Genomic DNA, 18,640 nt, shown 5'->3' on the forward strand with positions numbered 1-18,640 from the left:
CATTTTGTCACAATTCGGTGACGGGGCGGTGGCAGTCAAGCGCGGTGAACAACGGAGAGCGATATGACCGACCAGATCCTGACCAACGCGCGGATCGTGCTGGAAGACGAGGTGATCACCGGCAGCCTGACGCTGCGCGATGGCCGTATCGCGGCGATCGACAGCGGCACCACCCGCGCTTCGGGTGCGGTCGATCTCGCGGGCGACATGCTGATCCCCGGCCTTGTCGAGCTGCATACCGACAACCTCGAACGCCACATCGAGCCGCGCCCGAAGGTCGACTGGCCGCATGCCGCCGCGATCCTGGCCCACGATGGCGAACTGGCCAGTGTCGGGATCACCACGGTGTTCGACGCGATGCGGGTGGGGTCGATCCCGCAGGGCAAGGCGCGCTTCGTGAAATACGCGCGCAACCTCGCCAGCGAGCTTTGGGGCCTGCGCGAGGCGGGCGCGCTCAGGATCAACCACTATCTGCACCTGCGCGCCGAGGTTTGCTCGGAAACGCTGGTCGAGGAACTCGATGAATTCGGCGCCGAGGACCGGGTGGGAATCGTGAGCCTGATGGATCACACCCCCGGCCAGCGCCAGTTTCGCGATGTGTCCAAGCTCAGGCATTACGTGCAGGGCAAGCTCGGCCTCACCGATCCCGAGTTCGACGCCCACGTGGCCGAACTCAAGGCGCTGCGCGACAGCCATGGCGACCGCCACGAGGCCGAGGCGGTGGCCGCCGCGCGACGCTACGGCGCGGTGCTGGCGAGCCACGACGATACCACCCGCGAACAGGTGGCGGTGAGCGCGGCGCATGGCATCCGCCTGGCCGAGTTTCCCACCACGGCGGAGGCCGCCGGGGCCTGCCACGAGCACGGAATCGCGGTGATGATGGGGGCACCGAACCTGATCCGGGGCGGATCGCACTCCGGTAACGTTGCCGCGAAGGATCTGGCCGAGGCGGGGCTCCTCGATATCCTGTCGTCGGATTATGTGCCCTCGGCGCTGATGACCGCTGCCTTCGGGCTTGCCGATCTCTGGGAAGACACCCCGCGCGCCATCGCCACCGTCACCGCCAACCCCGCCCGCGCCGCCGGGCTCGACGACCGCGGCCGCATCGCGCCGGGGCTGCACGGCGATCTCGTGCGGGTTGCGCGGGTGCAGGATACCCCGGTTGTGCGCGGTGTGTGGTGCCATGGGCGCCAGGTGGGATGAGGTTGTCGCCGGCAGGTGCCGCCGACCTGGCATGAATGCCCGCACAAGGCGCGCGGCGGGGTGTTTCGGCATGGTCCTTCGCGAAAGCGGGGTCGGGCCGGCGTCCTTGTCCCATGAGGCCAGGCGTCTCGCCTATTGTTCCCGAAATGCGCGCGACATCGAGTCGGTGATCGGCTTGGTCAGGTATTGAAAGAAGGTGCGTTCCGTCTGCTGGATCATCACCTCGGCGGGCATGCCGGGGGTTGGCGAAAAACCACTGATCCGCGAGAATTCCTCGGGCGGGAGCCGGACCCGGGCCAGATAGAACTCTTGCGGCATGACCTTGGACTCGTCCGGCAGCGCATCGGCCGAGACATAATAGAGCGTGCCGTAGAGCACCGGGGTGGTGCGTTGGTTCAACGCCACGAGCCGGACGGTGGCCGATTGTCCGATCTTCACGCTGTCGATGTCGGTGCGCGGCAGCTTGGTTTCGATGATCAGTGGCGCATCGGCGGGCAGGATCTCCGCGATCGTCTTGCCGCTCTCGATCACGCCGCCGGGCGTGTTGTAGTTCATCCGCACCACGGTGCCGGCGACAGGTGAAAGGATCGCCGAGCGCCCATGCACTTCAAGCGCGCGGTTGTAGTTCTCGCGCACGGTATCGAGCTCGTTCTCGGCGGCTTGCAGCTCATCCAGAGCCGCCTTTCTGTGCTCGACGTAGACCTGCTCGATCTGCCGCTGGTGCTTGTCCATGAGCGCCTCGATCTCCTGTTTTTCGGCCACAAGCTGGCCGATCTGGCCGAGGCCATCGGCCTGTGCCCGGAACAGGGAATTGATCTGGGATCTCTGTGTCAGGCCCTTTTCGAGCAGCGTGCTCTGCGCGGTGATATCTTCGTCGAGCAGGTCGATCTGGCGTTCCAGCGAGGTTTTCTTCGCCAGCATCCCGGTCTCGCGGCTTTTCAGCGCGAGAATGTTGCTTTCCAGCAGGCCGACATCCTTGGCGATCTTGGCTCGGGAGGACTCGAAAATGAGCCGCTGGTTGACGATGATCTGGTTCAAGGCAGGATCATCCGCGCTCCCATCGAGGAAGGCAGGCACGGCAAAGTCTTCGTCCCCGTTGTATTCGGCCAGAAGTCGGGCGGCGACGGTCTCAAGCCGGGCGCGACGCAGGTAGAGCTCGCGCAGTTTTGCCTGCGCAGCGGTCTTGTCGAGCTGGATGATGGGCTGCCCCTTTTTCACGCGGTCTCCCTCGGAAACCAGGATATCGCTGATGATTCCCCCTTCCAGGTGCTGGATCATCTGGTTGTTGCCGGTCGCCACGAAGGAGCCTTGCGTAATCACCGCTGCGGCCAGCGGTGCCATGAAAGCCCAGGCCCCGAAGCCGCCGAAGGAAATCAGCATCACGGTGATGCCGACAAAGGTCAGGCGCTTGATCGAGCGGGGCACCTCGGAAAACCAGCGAGCTTCGGCAGGGGGTTCGTGATAGGTGACTACGGTCACGGGTGGTTCCTCCGATCAGTGGGTCAGGTCCGGTTGTCGGTGATGCTGCCGCCGCCTTGCCCCCGCTTGTCGCCGGACAGCGACTTGAGCACATCTTCGCGGGCCCCGATCATCGCGACGGAGCCGTTGGCAAGCAGCAAGATCTTATCGACATGTCCCAGCAACGAGGGCTTCTGGGTCACGGCGACAACGGTAATGCCCTGGTCCTTGGCGTGTTGCAGCGCGCGGGCCAGCGCTTGGTCGCCGGCCACGTCGAGGTTCGAGTTGGGTTCATCCAGCACCAGCAGCCGCGGCGAGCCGAAAAAGGCGCGCGCCAGCGCGATGCGCTGTTTTTGCCCGCCCGACAAGGGCGCGCCATCGGCGGCAACGATGGTTTCGTAGCCGTGTGGCAGGTTCGCGATCATTTCATGGACATCCGCCAGCTTGGCGGCCTGATAGATCTCTTCATCGGTCGCATCGCTTCGCATCCGCGCGATGTTGTCCTTGATCGTGCCGGGGAAGAGTTGCACGTCCTGCGGCAGGTAGCCGATGTTCTCGCCGAACTGGCGCTGATCCCAGTTGCGCAGATCCATGAGGTCGAGCCGGACGCAGCCCGAGGTGGGCAGGATGGCCCCGACCAGCATCTTGCCCAGCGTGGTCTTGCCCGCACCGGAATTGCCGATCACCGCAAGCGATGTGCCGGGGGCAAGGCTGAAGCTGACGCCGTTCAACACCACGCTCTTGGTGCCCTGCGGGACATAGAGCAGGCGCTCCACATCGAGCCGGCCTTCGGGGCTTGGCAAGAGCAGCCGTTCGTGATTGAGCGGCGATGCCTTCAGCAGATCCGAGATCCGCCCATAGGAGGCGCGGGACAAAATGAACTGGTTCCAGCCTTCGATGGCCCCTTCGATCGGCGCCAGTGCGCGGCCGGCGATGATCGAGGCGGCGATGACCATGCCGCCGGTGATCTGCCCTTCGATTGCCAGGAACGCACCCCACCCCAACATGCTCACCTGCGTCAGCAAGCGCACGCCGCGAGAAAACGCGGCCGAAGTGATGTTGCGGTCCTGCGCCCGGACCTGTGCGGTCAGTGACGCCGCGGTATCGCGCCCCCAGATCGAGACCGCCTCGGGGATCATCGCCAGAGCATTGATGATCTGGCTGTTTCGCGACATCGAATCGAGGTGCATGTTGGCCATGCTCTGATGCCGGTTGGCGACGGTGAATGGCCCGGAGGTCATGCGCTGGTTGATCAACGCGATAACCAGCAGCAGCAGGGCCGTGGCCACCACGATGAGCCCGAGTTGAAAATGGATCAGGAAGATCGCCAGCACAAAGAGCGGGGCGAAGGGCGCATCGAGAAACGCCAGGAGCGTGCCCGACACCAGAAAGCTGCGCAATTGCTGCAAATCGCCCAAGGTCTGGTATTCGCGCCCGTTGCTGGCGAGCGCGGCGCGGGCAGCGGCGCTCAGGATCGAAGAGCCCAGCCGCGCCGCCAGTTCCACCGCGGTGCGCATCAGCACGAACCGGCGCATCGCGTCGAAGAACGCCTGCAAGACGACCGCGCCGACGATGACGGCGGTGAGCATGATCAGCGTGTCGACCGACCGGCTGGTCAGAACCCGGTCGGAAATCTGGAACAGGTAGATCGGGATCGCGAGGATCAGGATGTTGGTCGCGCAGCTGAACAGCATCACGATGGAAAGGTTTCTGCGTACCGCGGCAAGCCCGGCCTTGAGATCGCCCGAGAAATCGACCGGGCCGGTCCGGCGGTGAAAATGTGCGCCACCGCCGCCACCGCCGCCGCCCTTGCCGCCGCCGCCTCCGGCGGGGGGCTGGTTGCCCGAGTCCGGCCGTGCGATGGGGGCGGTTGGCACCTCCTTGGCGTCAATCACCTTCGCATCCGAGATCCGGGGCGTGTCGGGGGCCGGTTTGGTTCGCGCCGCCGGCTTCTCCGGCCTGGACCGGCCGTCACCGTCGAGGCGCTGATGGGGCTGCAGGGTCAGAATGCCCGGCCTGCGCCGCTTGGCGCTGTGGTTTGTGGCGGCGGGATCCCCCGGTTCGGCCAGTTTGGTCTGCTTGTTCATAGTACCGCTGCCAGTGAGTTTGTGGTTTCAATCAGGCGACCATGCCGCCCATCGGATCATTGCCCAGTTCGTCGTCGCTGACGTAGCCGGTGTAGCCCTCGCTGTTGTCACCGGGCTGCATTTCGCTGCCATCCATGAGAAAGGCCACGGCTTCACTCACGAGGCCGCCTTCGCCGCCGGCGAGGAGATCGCTGTCTTCGGTCACGATCAAACCGGCCTGGTGCATCAGCGCGTCGGAATAGGCCTCGCCGTTGACGTGGATCTCGGAGTCGACGCCGAATTCGGAAATGGCCGCGATATTGATGAGCGCGTTCGCCCCCGCAATCAGGCCCGCCCCGCCACCGCCGCCGGCCAGGAACACCTGATCGGAGTCGGAAACGATATTGACCTGATCTATGATCTGAAGGTTGATCAGATCGCCGTCGATGTAGAGCACGCTCAGGACGTCGTCGCCGGCGAATGCCTCATGCGCGCGGATGCTTTCGGGCACCGCGTCGGAGCCTTCGGCGAGGCTGGTGACGAAGGCATCGAAGTCCGATGACATCTGGTGGTAACTGTCGACGCCGATCGAGGTTATGCTGGCCTGGTTCCAGAGCACGTTGTCATTGCCGGAAACCGACCACGCGTCATCGTCGGGGTAGGTGATGAAATCGTCGTCCAGCAGCACGTTCATCTGGTTGATCATGCTGACGTTGATGATGCCGCCGCCGACCACGATCAGATCGTATTGAAAGCTCATCGCCAGAAGGCTGGCGGCATTGACCGCCAGGTTGCCGCCGCTCTCGATGAACGTCCCGTGTGACGAAAGCTCCAGGCTCACCATGTCGTTGTCGTTGACCAGGTTCTGTTGCAGCAGGTAGTTGAAGTTGACCACGTTGCCATCCAGGCGCACCACGGATGCGAAGGATGGAATGCCGGGAAGGTCGCCGCCAGCCGCTTCCGGATCATCTGACGAGGCGGCGAGGCTCAGGATCGAGGCGATACTGCTGATCGTGTTGCCCTCCGCCCCCGGGCCGTTCAGCGCACCGTTGATCATGTCGAGGTCGCTGATCACGTTGGTCTGGCTGATGCTCGACAACGACAGGCTGTCACCCATCACCGCGATCACCGGCGCGTCGGCCAGGGAATAGGAGACATGGGCCTGATTGACGATGGTGTTGCCGCCGGTGATCACGTCGTGGGCCGGGCCGACATCATCGTCTTCCTCGGGCAGTTCGGGCAGGGCGGCTTCAAGATCGGGGACGATATCCGTGGCTTCGCCATCGACATGGGTGCCGACGGCCTGGTCGCCGGTCAGAACGACCACCTTGGCCGAGGGCGGGCTTGCCGCGGCTTCATAGCTGGTGACCGCGTCGAAAATCTCGTGGGCTGTCGTGGCCATCGCGTCGCCGCTTTCCGGCACATCGGGAACCATTGGGCCGGCCAGGTTGCCGGACGCTCCCACCAACCATTCAAGTGCCAGTGACTGTGCAACCGGCGACACAAGCTCACCGGGTGTCATCCCGATGAGTATATCGGAATCCAGGAGCAGGTTCTGTTGCACGACAACCGCCGCGAAGGACGACGGCGGCGGCGGTGGTTGAATGATGAATTTGACAGAATACCCGGATGGCAGCGCCGCATAGGGCTCGACCGGGCCGATCGGAAAATCGCCATTCCAGATATACGGCACTGACGGGTCGAATTTTGATTTCAGCAAAACGGATGTCGGCATGAACCGATCAGGCAAGGGCAGGAGTGGTAATTTGTAGGAAATACCCGGATCGAAACTCACCAAGTTCAATGGTGCCGATACGTGAATATTTATGTTTGGAAGTCCGACGCCCTCGTCGTATTCGGGGCCCTCGCGTTCAAACGGATCGTGATCGGTGCGCAGCCGGGCTTGCTCGGTAACCTGATTGAATGAACCAATAAAATGGGCAATTGCTTCAGTTGTGAGATCAAAGGCCATCTGATTGCCCCACCCGGTGGACAGTTAAATACACGTGATTGTTTTTGGTTTGACGGTGGCCTGCGCGACCAAGGTCGCGCAGGCTTTTTCTTCATTCGGACAATGACTTACGTCATGTCGTCTTCGCCCACCAAGGTCGAGGAGAGCGAGCCGCCGACAACGGTCATGTCAACCGTGTTGCCCAGGATGTTGGCACCCTGCACGATATCCATGTTGAAGGCCGAGGTATCGACAACGGCGGATGCCTGGGCTTCCGACAGGCCGTTGACGTAGCCGTCATCGCCGTTGTGGGAGCCCCACATCCCGCCGTGGCCGGCTGCACCGCCATCGCCGGAGGTGGCATTGCCGGCTGATCCGCCGCTACCACCAACCGCAAGGGCTTTGCCGCCCATGGCCATGCCGCCACCGGCCATGCCACCGTCGCCGCCCATGGCAAAGGCTTTGCCGCCATGGCCGCCGTCGCCGCCTTCGCCGTAGCCGCCGCCGACACCGATGCCGTGGCCGGCACCAAAGCCGAGGCCTTCGCCACCGGTGGCGTTACCGGTATTGCCGCTGTTGCCGCCGTCGCCGCCAGATCCGGCACCTCCGGCCGCGCCGGCACCGCCTGCGCCACCATCACCGGCATCGCCAGCCGCCGCGTCCGCCGCGGCATCTGCTGCGGCGTCAGCCGCAAATCCGGCCAGGCCGCCGCCGCCGGCTGCAGCGGCCGCTGCAGCACCGTGGGCCGCCGCAGCTCCGCTTCCGCCGGTCGCGCCGGGCGCGCCGTCGCCGCCTTCGGCACCATCACCGCCATCGCCGGTACCACCGGTACCCGTGGAGCTGTGGTTGTTGCCCTCTGCGCCAACGCCGACGCCGACACCCAGGCCGCCAAGGCCTACGCCGGTGCCGCTCCCGGCGCCGCCGTCGTCGCCGTCGCCGCCTTTGGCCATCGTGTGGCCGCCATTGGCACCGTGTCCACCGCCTGCAACGGCACCGCCGGCGAAGGCCGCGGTATGACCGCCATTGCCGCCGTTGGTGGAGGCACCACCGCCACCTTCACCACCTTCCGGCTGGGCTTCGATGCCCTCGTCGGACGTCGCGGTGCCGCCATGGGCACTGCCCTGCTGCTGGAAGTTGGAATTGTTGTGGACCTGCGGGTTGCTGAGCTCGTCATTGTCGTGCAGCGTCGCCGACTGGGCAATGACCGTTCCGGCATCGTTGCCGCTACCGTTCAGCGCACCTTCGAGAACATCCTTCAGGCTGATGTCGTTTCCGGCACCGTTCGAGTAGTTCACCGAACCACCCTTCTGGGCCATCAGGATATCGCCGGTCGAGCTGCCCCCGGACAGATCGAAATCGGCGAAATCGTCGTCAGAAGGCAGCCCATCGAGGCCAACACCCACGTCCACTTTCACGTCAGTTTTCACGTCAGTTTTCACGTCAGTGTCGTTGACGTTTTTCGCGTAATTGTACGCATCATTGTCCGCAGTGTTGTACGCATCATTGTCCGCAGTGTTGTGCGCATCATTGTCCGCAGTGTTGTGCGCATCATTGTCCGCAGTGTTGTGCGCATCGTTGTCGGCGGTGTTGAGCGCATCATTGTCCGCGGTGTTGTTTGCGGTGTTGTCGTTGTCAATGTCGTTGTCAATTTCGTTGTCAATGTCGTTGTCATTGACGTTGTCATTGTCATTGTCATTCTTGTTGACGTTTTTGGAACCCTTGCCGCCACTGACGTTGGGACCGACGCCGACAACGTTGCCGGCACCGAAAAGGATATTGTTGTTTTTGAACACACTCATTGGATTTTCTCCATGTGAGGCATCCGATCGTCACCGCTCTGTTACAAGTGACATGGTTTCGGATGCGATTGGTTTCCAGTTGTTTTCGTGATCGGGCCTCGATGACGAAAACTCGGTCATCGCAAAGCCCGTTGTCTCAAGATGAATCGTCCCTGGTTGCTCCCTTTCCTTTCTCGGGGGCAGGAGCATCCGAAGAGCGTGGTGCTTCAGGCAGGAGCCGGCGGTTTCCAGTTGAGAAATCCGGCAAGGCCCAGCGCGATCCCTTCGGCAATTGCTGTCCCCCGTTTGGGTCTGCACAACTTCGTGCACCTCAAAGGATGAGAGGGAATCAGGCCGCGAAAATAGCCAACACTTCGGAATAGATATGAAAGTGAGGAGAAAGATTATTAATTCCATGAGATTAAATGGGAGCGATTCGTACCTTCGTACTATGCGCTCTGAACCTCAGGAATACCTGGACTAGCCAGATTGGAGGGGGCAGGGACGTACCCAAAAGGATTAGATATACAACTTCCGGATGAATTATATCGATCAATTGGTTAAAAAAACGACGGCGGAAGCCGTTCAATCGTTGTTATGAACCTGCTTCAATGCTACGATCCTCGTTCTCTACCAGATCAATATCGAGATTGATTTCGGCAAAACCCATCGAGCGGTGCAGAGTTTTGTTTGGGGGGCATTGCAATGGGTCAGTTGGATGACGCGTGGGGTCATTCCTCCACCGAGTATCTAAGCGTGGGCCGTTCATCACGGGGCGTCATAGCGCTGGTTTCCGGCAACCAGACGTTTTCGGAGCGGCTTTGCCGCGTGACCGAAGCGGAAGTCGACAAGGTCGAGGTCAGTCGTCACGACTCCGTCGACCAGGTGATCGAAACCTTGCCGATGTGGCGTGAACGATTGCGCCTGGTCGTACTTGACGAAACCGCGGCCGGAAAACTCGACACCGCTGTTTCGAGCTGGGTGCAAGACCAGTCCGCCGCAAGGATTGCCTGCGCCTATTGCGACGTCGACCGGGTCCGGCAAGTGTTTGCCAACGGCTGTTACCCGGCCGCGATTTCGAGCTTCTTTCCGCTCAACCTGAGTTTCGATGCCTGGATCTCGATGCTGAAGCTGTGCCTTTCGCGGCATACCTACGTGGCGACCGAACTGATCGAGGCGCTCTCCACGCTGCCGGGACTCCAGGGCGCACCGCCGAACCGGGCCAAGGCGTTCGCGAATGCAGAATCCGCATCCTGGCCGTCTTCGGGAAACAACCTGAACCGGCTGACACAGCGCGAGATCGAGGTTCTGAAACATGTGGCGGAAGGCTATCAGAACAAGGTGATCGCGGCCAAGCTGGGGCTTTCGGAGAACACGGTGAAACTGCACATGCACCACGTCATTACCAAGCTGGGTGTGCACAACCGGACGGAAGCTGCAATGATCTATGCCACCGCGAAAACCTGAAACCCCGCCGCAAGGCAAGGAAGCGGCCCTGCGGGAAATGTTTCTGCGCGTGGGGCAACTGAACTTCAACTGGACCAATACCGAAAGCCTGTTCATCCACCTGATCGCCGGACTTGCGGACGTCGACAAGGACGTGGCGATTGTCATCTTCCTCACCCTGAACACCACGAGCGCCCGGCTCGACCTGGTTGACCGGCTGGCCAAGTTGTCACGCACACCGCAGGCGCAACGCGACGCAATCCTCGAACTGACAACGCGCTTTCGCAAGGAATCCTCGCTGCGCAACAAGTACAATCACTGTATCTATTCCTTCGATCCCGAAGGTGGCCAGCTGAACACCATCATGATGCGGATCGCCGACCGCAAGAACCGCATCCTGGTCGGCAAGCAGGAAGTGGCGGATGCGCAAGAGGTCGCCAACATCGACGCGACGATCGAACGCCTGAAGCAACTCAACCTCGATATCTGGCAAACGGTCGCCCGTTTCGGATACCCGATCTGACCCGCAGAGGCCCCGAGCGCTGCCGGCAATCAGGGGTTCAGCCGGCTCGTGGCGCTTGGCCGAACATGCCCGCGCCACCAGCTTTGCACCGCTTGCCGGGCAGCGAGGCCACGCCACGACGCGACCCGCGAAACCGGCGCGTATCGGACCGCCCTCCGGGTGGGAACAGGGGAACGCCCTGCCAAACGCGAATGCGATGAAACCTGGCCCGCGCCCTCGTCGCGGTCTCGGTTCTGAATGCTTGGTGGAAATGGAGGCGAGTACCGGAATCGAACCGGTGTGCACGGATTTGCAATCCGCTGCGTAACCACTCCGCCAACTCGCCGAAGTTGGCGCGGATGTAGCCCAAGCGTGGCGGCTTCGCAAGAGCCGTGATCTGTCGCCGGGATGCCTCGGTACCAGGCGCAGGCGACAGGGCGTGTTGCGGGCGGCCCGGAATCGTGGCAAGACAACGTCATCCGCGTCAAAGGCAATCCGGCAGGTTCCGACATGAGCGATTTCCAGGCCCTTCGAACCATGATGGTCGATACTCAGGTGAGGCCTTCGGATGTGACCAGATACCCCGTGATCGGGGCGATGCTGGCGGTGCCTCGCGAGGCTTTTGTGCCGGATGGACTGCGCGCTGCGGCCTATGCCGATACGGCGGTCGATCTTGGTGCCGGCCGTGCCATGCTCGAACCCCGCACCTTCGCCAAGATGCTCGACGCGCTCGAAATCGGCTCCGGGGAACTGGTTCTCGATCTGGGCTGCGGACTTGGCTATTCGGCGGCGGTGATCGCGCGCATGGTGGATTTCGTTGTCGCGCTGGAACAGGACGAGGCGATGGCTGCCGAGGCCGAAACCCGCCTCGGGGCGCAAGGTGTTGACAATGTGGCTGTCATTTCGGGCCGCCTTCGCGATGGCGACGCAAAGCACGGGCCCTATGATGCGATCGTCGTCGAGGGCGGTGTGGAGAGGCTGCCCGCGGGACTCGTCGATCAGCTCAAGGACGGAGGCCGGATCGCGGCGATCTTTGCCGACAACCGGGCCGGCGCATTGCGGATCGGGCAGAAATGGGGCGACCATGTCGATTGGCGCTTTGCCTTCAACGCGACCGCCCCGGTGTTGCCCGGTTTTGAAAAAGTGACGGAATTTGCGCTGTAGCGCGTTAAGCATCGCGTGCGATCAATGCCGGTGCCTGAGGGACGTTTGGAATGCGAAAGACATTGAGACGGATTGCTGCCGCGGCGCTGACATCGGCGCTGCTCCTCGCCCCGGTGGCTTCAAGCGCCGAAAGCCTGTCTGACGCGCTGGTTTCGGCCTACCGCAACTCCGGCCTGCTCGACCAGCAACGCGCGCTCCTGCGGGTGCGCGACGAAGACGTGGCGGTGGCCGTGGCCGCCACCCGCCCGGTGCTGAATTACGCGCTGAGTTCGACCTGGAACCTGAACAACAGCGGGGGCGTGGTGACGACCTCGCTCACCAACAGCCTCACGCTGTCGTCCAGCCTCACGATCTACGATTTCGGCCGTAGCCAGATGCGCATCGACCTCGCGCGTGAAAACGTGCTGATGACGCGCGATGCGCTGGTCGGGGTCGAGCAGAACGTGCTGCTGCGCGCCGTTCGCGCCTTCCTCGATGTGCGCTCGGCGCACGAAACCGCGTTGCTTCAGGCCAACAACGTGCGGCTGATCACCCAGGAACTGCGCGCGGCGCGGGATCGGTTCGAAGTCGGCGAGATCACCCAGACCGACGTGTCGCTGGCCGAAGCCGCCCTGGCGGCGGCAAAAAGCGCCGAGGCGTCGGCCCGCGGCCAACTGATGGTCGCGCGCGAGGAATACAAGGCTGCGATCGGCCATTATCCAGACGGGTTGCAGGTGCCGCCGGCTGCGCCGCTCGCCGCGCGCAGCCTCGACGAAGCCAAGGCGATGGCCCGCAGCCGTCATCCCGATGTGCTCTCGGCCCGCCGTTCGGTCACCGTGGCGGAAATGTCGACCGAGCTTGCCCGCCGCGCGATGCTGCCCACCCTGTCGGCCGAAGCAAGGCTTGGCGCCAGCATCACCGATCCGTTGAACATACCCGGCACGACCGCGTCGCGGACCGCGCAGGCGGGAGTGACCCTGTCGGGGCCGATCTACCAGGGTGGCAAGCTGTCTGCGCTTTTCCGCCAGGCGAAGGCGCAGACCGAGGCTTCCAGGGCCGCGCTGCACATCGCGGCGCAGGGCGTTGAACAGGAGGTTGCCAATGCCTGGGCGCAGCTTGCGGTGGCGCAAGCCAGTCTGCAAGCCTCCGATCAGCAGATCCGCGCCAACCAGGTTGCGCTGCGCGGGGCGCGCGAGGAGCAATCGCTTGGCACCCGCACCACGCTCGACGTTCTGAACTACGAACAGGATCTTCTTGACGCGCAAGCGGCAAGGATCCGCTCTCAGGCCGACCAGTATCTCTCGGTTTACAGCCTGCTCGCGGCAATGGGGATGCTGACCGCCGATCACCTCAAGCTCGGGATCGCCACCTATGATCCGGAGGCATATTTCCGCGCGGTGAAAGATGCGCCGGTGTTCGAGGTGAGCCCGCAGGGCGAGCGTCTCGATTCCGTGCTGGAGGCGCTCGGGCGCAAATAATCCCGGGTTTTCGATACTTGTTAAGGGTTTGTTTGCCAAACCGTTGTGTGATGGCGGGGCTCTGGCTATTGTGCCTGACAAGGTAAACAAGGAATCTGCGATGTCCGAACCCGTCTCTAATGCTGAAATCGAGGATGTCCTGTCGTCGATCCGCCGCCTCGTTTCGGAGAATGCCGGGGCGGCGCGGCGGGAAGCGTCCGGGCAGGATGCACCTGAAAAGCTCGTGCTGACGCCGGCGTTCCGCGTTGACGAAGGCGAAGAAGAAGACAAGCCCGGGGAAGCGCCCCAGCGTGACGCCGACGTGGTGACCTTCGATGGCCACGGCTGGAGCGATGGCGGCCCTGAGGCGGTGGAAGAAATGGTTGCCGCCGTTGTCGAGGATGGCCCCGGCATTCAATTTGAAGACATGGCGCAAGAGGTGGATGATTTGGCGGATGCTTCCGAACAGGCCGGTCCGGCGCCCGCGGGCCCCGAGACGGCAGACACCAGCGTCAAGTCGGAGCTCGAACGCCGGATCGCCGAGCTTGAAGCGGTGATCGCGCGCAGTGCGACCGAGTTCGAACCCGATGGCGGAGAAGATGCGCCCGGGCCCGAAGCCGTGATGTTCCAGCACAATATGAGCCCGAAAGAAGATCCCGTTGCGGTGGATGCGGATGACGCCGGTTCTGGCGCAGACACGCCGGCCGAGGTGTCTGCCGAGCCCGAGGTGTCTGCCGAGCCCGAAGCGACGGCCGCGCCGGAAGCATCGGCAGAGGAGGCGGCACCCCGCGAAGAGGAAGTGCCGGACGCTGCCTGGGCGGCGAAAGCCCCGATCGAGACGGCGGTGTCCCCGGAGGCCGAACCCCCCGCGGACGAACCGATCGACATCGCCGAACCCGCCGTTGCGATGGCCTTCGATGATGCGGCAGACATGGCGGACCCGGCCGATGCCTGGGAGGATGTCGGGACCGATGAGATCGACGCCGATGACGGCGGAGACGAAGAGGCCTTGATTGACGAAGAAGCCTTGCGTGAAATGGTTGCCCGCATGGTGCGCGAGGAATTGCAGGGCTCGGTGGGCGAACGGATCACCCATAACGTGCGCCGCATGGTCCGCCGCGAAATCGCCCGCGCCCTTGCCTTGCAGGACTTCGAGTAAATACGGTCTGGCGCGGCCGCCGTTCTCATCGCGCAAGCCGCCCGGCCGCGTTCATGGCGGTGGGCACGGGTCAAGCACCGAAGCGCGATCTTGGGCCTCGGGTCAGGTTTGCCGCACAAGGTTTGAAGGGTGTGCCGGTTGCGCCGCCGCGGCGCGCCCTGCCGGTTCGACCGAGCCGCGCACCTTGCATCCTGCGGCAACTCTCAGATCTTCCGCGCCAATCCCAGCAGGGCGTCAAGATCGAGATGCGCCTCGAGGTGATCGGCAAGCTCATCGAGCGTGAGATCGAGCGTTTCGGAATAGGCGAAGTCCGAGGCTCCCGCGCCTAGCCGCGCAAGGAAGGCGCGGCGGAAGGCGTCGGACGCAAAAAGCCCGTGCAGGTATGTGCCCATCACCCGCCCGTTGCTGCTCGCCGCCCCCTCGATGCGCCCGTCGAACCCGAGCCAGCCGCGCGCCCGGTCCGGCCCGTCGGTCTGGCCCAGATGGATCTCGTAACCTTCGACGATATCGCCGGTCGGCAGATAGGTGGCGGTTTTGAGCGCCAGCGTCTTGGCCGGCTCGAGCCGGGTTGCCACATCGAGATGTCCAAGGCCCGGCACATGGCCCGGCGCGCCCTCGATCCCGTCCGGGTCTGCGATCCCGGAGCCAAGCATCTGGTAGCCGCCACAAACCCCCATAACATGCCCGCCGCGCCGGATATGCGCGGCCAGGTCGATGTCCCAGCCGTTGCGGCGGAAATCGGCAAGATCTGAGATCGTGCTTTTCGATCCCGGGATCAGCACCAGATCGGCGTCGCCGGGCAGCGGACGTCCCGGCTCGATGATGGTCACCTGCACTTCGGGCTCGGCGACCAGCGGGTCGAGGTCGTCGAAATTGGCGATCCGGGCGAGCCGCGGCACCGCCACCTTGATCGGTCCACCCCGGCGCAGGCTGGCAAGATCCATTACATCTTCCGCCGGCAACCGCCAGGCTTCGGAAAACCACGGCAGAACGCCGAGATCCTGCCAGCCGGTGCGGCTGACGATCTCGCTGCGCCCATCGTCGAACAGGCTGACGTCGCCGCGAAACTTGTTCACGACGAAGCCGCGAATGCGGTCGCGATCGGTGGCGGGCAGGATCGCGTTGGTGCCGACAAGCTGGGCAATCACGCCGCCCCGGTCGATGTCGCCGACCAGGACCACGGGCAGATTGGCCGCTGCGGCAAACCCCATGTTGGCGATGTCACCGTCGCGCAGATTGATTTCGGCGGGGCTTCCCGCCCCCTCGACCAGCACGAGATCGGCGCTTTCGGCGAGCCGGTGGAAGCTCTCCATCACGCGCGGCATCAACTCGGCCTTGGCCCGGCCATAGTCGCGCGCGCGCATCGTGGCAAAGCGCTTGCCTTGCACGATCACCTGCGCGCCAATCTCGGTTTCGGGTTTGAGCAGCACCGGGTTCATGTCGATCACCGGGTCACGCCCGGCAGCGCGGGCCTGCAGGGCCTGCGCGCGGCCAATCTCGCCGCCATCGACGGTGACGGCGGCGTTGTTCGACATGTTCTGCGGCTTGAAGGGAGCCACGCTGATCCCCCGCCGCCGCGCTGCCCGGGCAATGCCGGCGACGAGCAGGGACTTGCCCACGTTCGAGCCTGCGCCCTGAATCATGATCGACCGTGTCATGGCGTCCTCCCGCAGCGAGACTACCCTTGGACCCTGAAAAAGAAAAGCGCGCCACAGTGGCGCGCCTTTCAAAATCCTGGTGTCACTCGCGTCGGGTCAGGCCGCTTCGGCAGCCTCCGCGGCGTGGCGACGTTCGCTTTCCTCGCGCGACAGCGCGACCGAGGTGCGCACACCGTTGGAAACGAAATCCATCAGGCCCTTCACCACACGCTCGTTCGGGTCGATCCCGGCGCAGGAAAGCACCTCGCGGCCATCGCGCGAACGCGCCCAGCGGGCAATCTGCTCGGGGCCGTTGCCGTACTTCTTGTCATCGGAAATCGCATCATCGAGCGCCGCCAGAACGACGGCGGCGAAAAGCTTGCGCGCACGGTTGCCCTGTTCGTGGTTGAACGCGGTACCGTCTACAGTGTCAAACATTCGGCGTCCTTTGGTTTTCTTGCTCTTGTGCTTTCGGGCGGTCTGGCCAATATGGCGATTCCTCACCGATTCGATATCCCCTCTGGCGCATGCCTGCCATGCTTTGAGCGCATACCTGACTGGTGAGAAGCACCAGATATGGCCTGCTTGCCTCGGGCCAATCGTCAAGATATAGGTGCCGACAACTCAACATCAACCTTTCGACATGGTTTCGTCACATGCCCAAGATCAACGGAAACGAAATACGCCCCGGCAACGTGCTGGAGCATAACGGTGGCCTCTGGGTGGCCGTGAAGGTCGATCACGTCAAGCCCGGCAAGGGTGGCGCCTTCGCCCAGGTCGAAATGAAGAACCTGCGCAATGGCTCCAAGCTCAACGAACGCTTCCGCTCCGCCGACAAGGTCGAGCGTGTGCGCCTCGAACAGAAAGACATGCAGTTTCTCTACGAGACTGACGGCATGCTGGTATTCATGGATACCGAAACCTTCGACCAGGTCGAGCTTGCGGCCGATATTCTCGGCGAACGCCGCCCGTTCCTGCAAGACGGCATGACGATCCAGGTCGAGTTCCACGAGGCCGAGGCGCTGAGCGCAGCGCTGCCGCAAAAGGTCACCTGCACCATCGTCGAGACCGAGCCGGTGGTGAAGGGCCAGACCGCGGCCAACAGCTTCAAGCCCGCGCTCCTCGACAACGGCGTGCGCGTGACCGTGCCGCCCTTCGTCGGACCCGGCGAAGCGATCGTGGTGAACACCGAAACCATGGAATACTCCGAACGCGCCTGACGGCGCGATCGCAGACAGACCATGAAAGCCCCGGCCCCCGCGCCGGGGTTTTTCACATCCGCAGGGCCGCGAGAAAGCGCTCAGCCATCGCATGATAGCCCGCGCCGAACAGCCGGACATGCACCAGCGCGGGAAATAGCGAATAGACCGCGCGCCGTTTCTGCCATCCCGGCGCAAGCGGTCCGTAGGCCTCGGCAAAGCCCGGGCCGGGGCCGCCGAAAAGGTGCAGCATGGCCAGATCCACCTCGCCGTCGCCGTGGTAGCAGGCCGGGTCGATCAGGAAAAACCGGCCGCGGGGGCCCGCAAGCAGGTTTCCCGACCACAGATCGCCGTGCAAAAGCGCCGGGGGCGGGGCTTCGGGCAGGAGGTCGGAAAGCCGCTCCGCCAGCCGCTCGACGCGGATCGCGAGGGCAGGCGGCAGGTGGGGGAGAAAGGGCCGCAGCCTGCGCTCGGCCCAGAACGTCGGCCAATCGGGCGCGGGCGTATTGGCAATCGCCACCGGGCCGAACGCATAGTCCTCGGGCCAGCCATAGCCTGCGCCGGTGCGGGCGTGGAGCATGGCAAGGTCGCGTCCGAATGTCGCCCAAGCGTCATCTCTTGGGGCGGTCTCGTCAAGCGCCTCCATCAGCAGCACATCGCCCGCGACGCCCAAAACCCGTGGGGCCGGCGCGCCGGCCTCGGTGATGGCGGCCAGCATCCGCGCCTCGCGCGCCACCATCGGCCCGGACTTGGCCACCACCTCGCGTCCGTCGTCGAGGCAAAGGCGCACCACGTCCGACAGATCGCCGCCGTGCAGCTTTTGCCTGGTTGCCGGTGGCGCGCCCAGAACCGCGATGCATGCCGCGCTCAGGGCGTCCATGTCACCGTGGAGTCGCCCGCGTGCATCGGCCCCTTGGCGCGGTCGAACCGCAGGTAGGCGATGGCCTTGTCGCCCGCAACCGTGGTGAGTCGCCCGGCGTCCTTGCCGTCTTCGGTGGTGATCGCGGTGCCGGGCGCGGCGGTTCCGGTGACATCGACGGTGACGAAGCCCTTGCGCAGTTCGGTCTTGTGCTTCATCCGCGCCGTCACCTCCTGTCCAACGTAGCAGCCCTTGCGGAAATCGACGCCGTGCAGGCGTTCAAACCCGGCTTCAAGGATGAATGTGTCGGGGCCAAGCTCCGTGCCGGTCTCGGGAATGCAGTGTGCGACCCGGATCGCATCCCAGTCGATCTCGGGGGCATCGCCCGGCGTGTCGGTATAGAGCCGCCAGCCGAGCGCCGGGTGACGCGGATCACCCCAGGCCCCGGCGGGCTTGTTTTCGATTCCACGAATCACGTATTTCTGAGTTTCTTCGAGGGTCACTTTCGCCCTCAACTTGTACATATTCAACCTTTTCACCAGATCGGCGGCCAAGCTGGCATCGACGTCGAGCAGCATGGCATCGCCCTCCGGGGCGAGGAAGAAATCGGCGATGTACTTGCCCTGCGGCGTCAGCATCGCGGCATAGGTGATCTGGTTGCCGCCCGTCAGATTGTTCGACACCAGCCCTTGCAGGAACGACACGCGATCCTCGCCGCTGATCCTCAGAACGTTCCGGTTTGCCTGCGTTTCGCCCATGGTGGCCTCCTGTTGCGCGTCCCT

Annotated in this window: 15 protein-coding genes and 1 tRNA gene; 7 read left to right on the forward strand and 9 right to left on the reverse strand. The window is 63.7% G+C overall.

Going from position 1 to position 18,640, the window contains the following annotated elements:
* Positions 1-63 precede the first annotated feature (63 nt).
* Positions 64-1,203, forward strand: a complete 1,140-nt coding sequence (locus B9Y97_RS13850; RefSeq protein ID WP_085527294.1) for an alpha-D-ribose 1-methylphosphonate 5-triphosphate diphosphatase — start codon at positions 64-66, stop codon at positions 1,201-1,203.
* Between the two features lie 132 nt (positions 1,204-1,335).
* Here B9Y97_RS13850 and B9Y97_RS13855 read toward each other — a convergent pair whose 3' ends face one another.
* The 4 genes from B9Y97_RS13855 to B9Y97_RS13870 form a co-directional block, all read right to left on the reverse strand.
* Positions 1,336-2,682, reverse strand: coding sequence for an HlyD family type I secretion periplasmic adaptor subunit (locus B9Y97_RS13855; RefSeq protein ID WP_085527295.1), 1,347 nt, complete (start codon positions 2,680-2,682; stop codon positions 1,336-1,338).
* Positions 2,683-2,705: 23 nt separating this feature from the next.
* Positions 2,706-4,748 (reverse strand): type I secretion system permease/ATPase, encoded by a 2,043-nt coding sequence (locus B9Y97_RS13860; protein ID WP_085527296.1) that lies wholly within the window; start codon positions 4,746-4,748, stop codon positions 2,706-2,708.
* A 31-nt stretch (positions 4,749-4,779) separates the two neighbouring features.
* Positions 4,780-6,699, reverse strand: coding sequence for a hypothetical protein (locus B9Y97_RS13865; RefSeq protein ID WP_139828314.1), 1,920 nt, complete (start codon positions 6,697-6,699; stop codon positions 4,780-4,782).
* 107 nt (positions 6,700-6,806) lie between these two features.
* Positions 6,807-8,477 (reverse strand): hypothetical protein, encoded by a 1,671-nt coding sequence (locus B9Y97_RS13870; RefSeq protein WP_085527298.1) that lies wholly within the window; start codon positions 8,475-8,477, stop codon positions 6,807-6,809.
* 669 nt (positions 8,478-9,146) lie between these two features.
* Here B9Y97_RS13870 and B9Y97_RS13875 point away from each other — a divergent pair.
* Together B9Y97_RS13875 and B9Y97_RS13880 are read left to right on the forward strand one after the other, a co-directional pair.
* Positions 9,147-9,923 carry a helix-turn-helix transcriptional regulator gene (locus B9Y97_RS13875; RefSeq protein ID WP_139828315.1) on the forward strand — a complete coding sequence of 259 codons (777 nt, stop codon included), beginning with the start codon at positions 9,147-9,149 and terminating at the stop codon, positions 9,921-9,923.
* 37 nt (positions 9,924-9,960) lie between these two features.
* Entirely contained in the window at positions 9,961-10,425 is a 465-nt protein-coding gene (locus B9Y97_RS13880; protein WP_085528277.1) for a hypothetical protein, read from the forward strand.
* A gap of 251 nt (positions 10,426-10,676) precedes the next feature.
* On the opposite strand, the gene B9Y97_RS13885 is transcribed toward B9Y97_RS13880, so the two are convergent.
* Positions 10,677-10,750 (reverse strand) — tRNA-Cys (locus tag B9Y97_RS13885).
* Between the two features lie 164 nt (positions 10,751-10,914).
* On the opposite strand from B9Y97_RS13885, the gene B9Y97_RS13890 reads away from it, so the two are divergent.
* From B9Y97_RS13890 to B9Y97_RS13900, 3 genes are all read left to right on the forward strand, one after another.
* Positions 10,915-11,568: a protein-L-isoaspartate O-methyltransferase family protein gene (locus tag B9Y97_RS13890; RefSeq protein WP_085527300.1), complete on the forward strand. Its 654-nt coding sequence runs from the start codon at positions 10,915-10,917 to the stop codon at positions 11,566-11,568.
* Positions 11,569-11,618: 50 nt separating this feature from the next.
* Entirely contained in the window at positions 11,619-13,025 is a 1,407-nt protein-coding gene (locus tag B9Y97_RS13895; protein WP_085527301.1) for a TolC family outer membrane protein, read from the forward strand.
* 100 nt (positions 13,026-13,125) lie between these two features.
* Positions 13,126-14,163 (forward strand): hypothetical protein, encoded by a 1,038-nt coding sequence (locus B9Y97_RS13900; protein ID WP_085527302.1) that lies wholly within the window; start codon positions 13,126-13,128, stop codon positions 14,161-14,163.
* 203 nt (positions 14,164-14,366) lie between these two features.
* Here B9Y97_RS13900 and B9Y97_RS13905 read toward each other — a convergent pair whose 3' ends face one another.
* Both B9Y97_RS13905 and B9Y97_RS13910 read right to left on the reverse strand, forming a co-directional pair.
* Positions 14,367-15,821, reverse strand: coding sequence for a cobyric acid synthase (locus tag B9Y97_RS13905; protein ID WP_085527303.1), 1,455 nt, complete (start codon positions 15,819-15,821; stop codon positions 14,367-14,369).
* Between the two features lie 96 nt (positions 15,822-15,917).
* Complete coding sequence (locus B9Y97_RS13910) at positions 15,918-16,238, reverse strand: DUF6280 family protein (RefSeq protein ID WP_085527304.1); 321 nt, start codon at positions 16,236-16,238, stop codon at positions 15,918-15,920.
* A gap of 218 nt (positions 16,239-16,456) precedes the next feature.
* Between B9Y97_RS13910 and efp the strand changes: the two genes are divergently transcribed.
* Complete coding sequence (gene efp / locus B9Y97_RS13915) at positions 16,457-17,020, forward strand: elongation factor P (RefSeq protein ID WP_085527305.1); 564 nt, start codon at positions 16,457-16,459, stop codon at positions 17,018-17,020.
* A 52-nt stretch (positions 17,021-17,072) separates the two neighbouring features.
* On the opposite strand, the gene B9Y97_RS13920 is transcribed toward efp, so the two are convergent.
* Entirely contained in the window at positions 17,073-17,879 is an 807-nt protein-coding gene (locus B9Y97_RS13920) for a fructosamine kinase family protein (protein WP_085527306.1), read from the reverse strand.
* The gene (locus tag B9Y97_RS13925; protein WP_085527307.1) at positions 17,867-18,616 is read right to left on the reverse strand and encodes a CAF17-like 4Fe-4S cluster assembly/insertion protein YgfZ; all 750 of its coding nucleotides are present in this window, start codon (positions 18,614-18,616) and stop codon (positions 17,867-17,869) included. The genes B9Y97_RS13920 and B9Y97_RS13925 overlap by 13 nt, the downstream gene beginning before the upstream one ends.
* Between the last annotated feature and the right edge of the window lie 24 nt (positions 18,617-18,640).

This window comes from Maritimibacter sp. HL-12, assembly GCF_900177545.1.
Classification (GTDB): domain Bacteria; phylum Pseudomonadota; class Alphaproteobacteria; order Rhodobacterales; family Rhodobacteraceae; genus Sinisalibacter.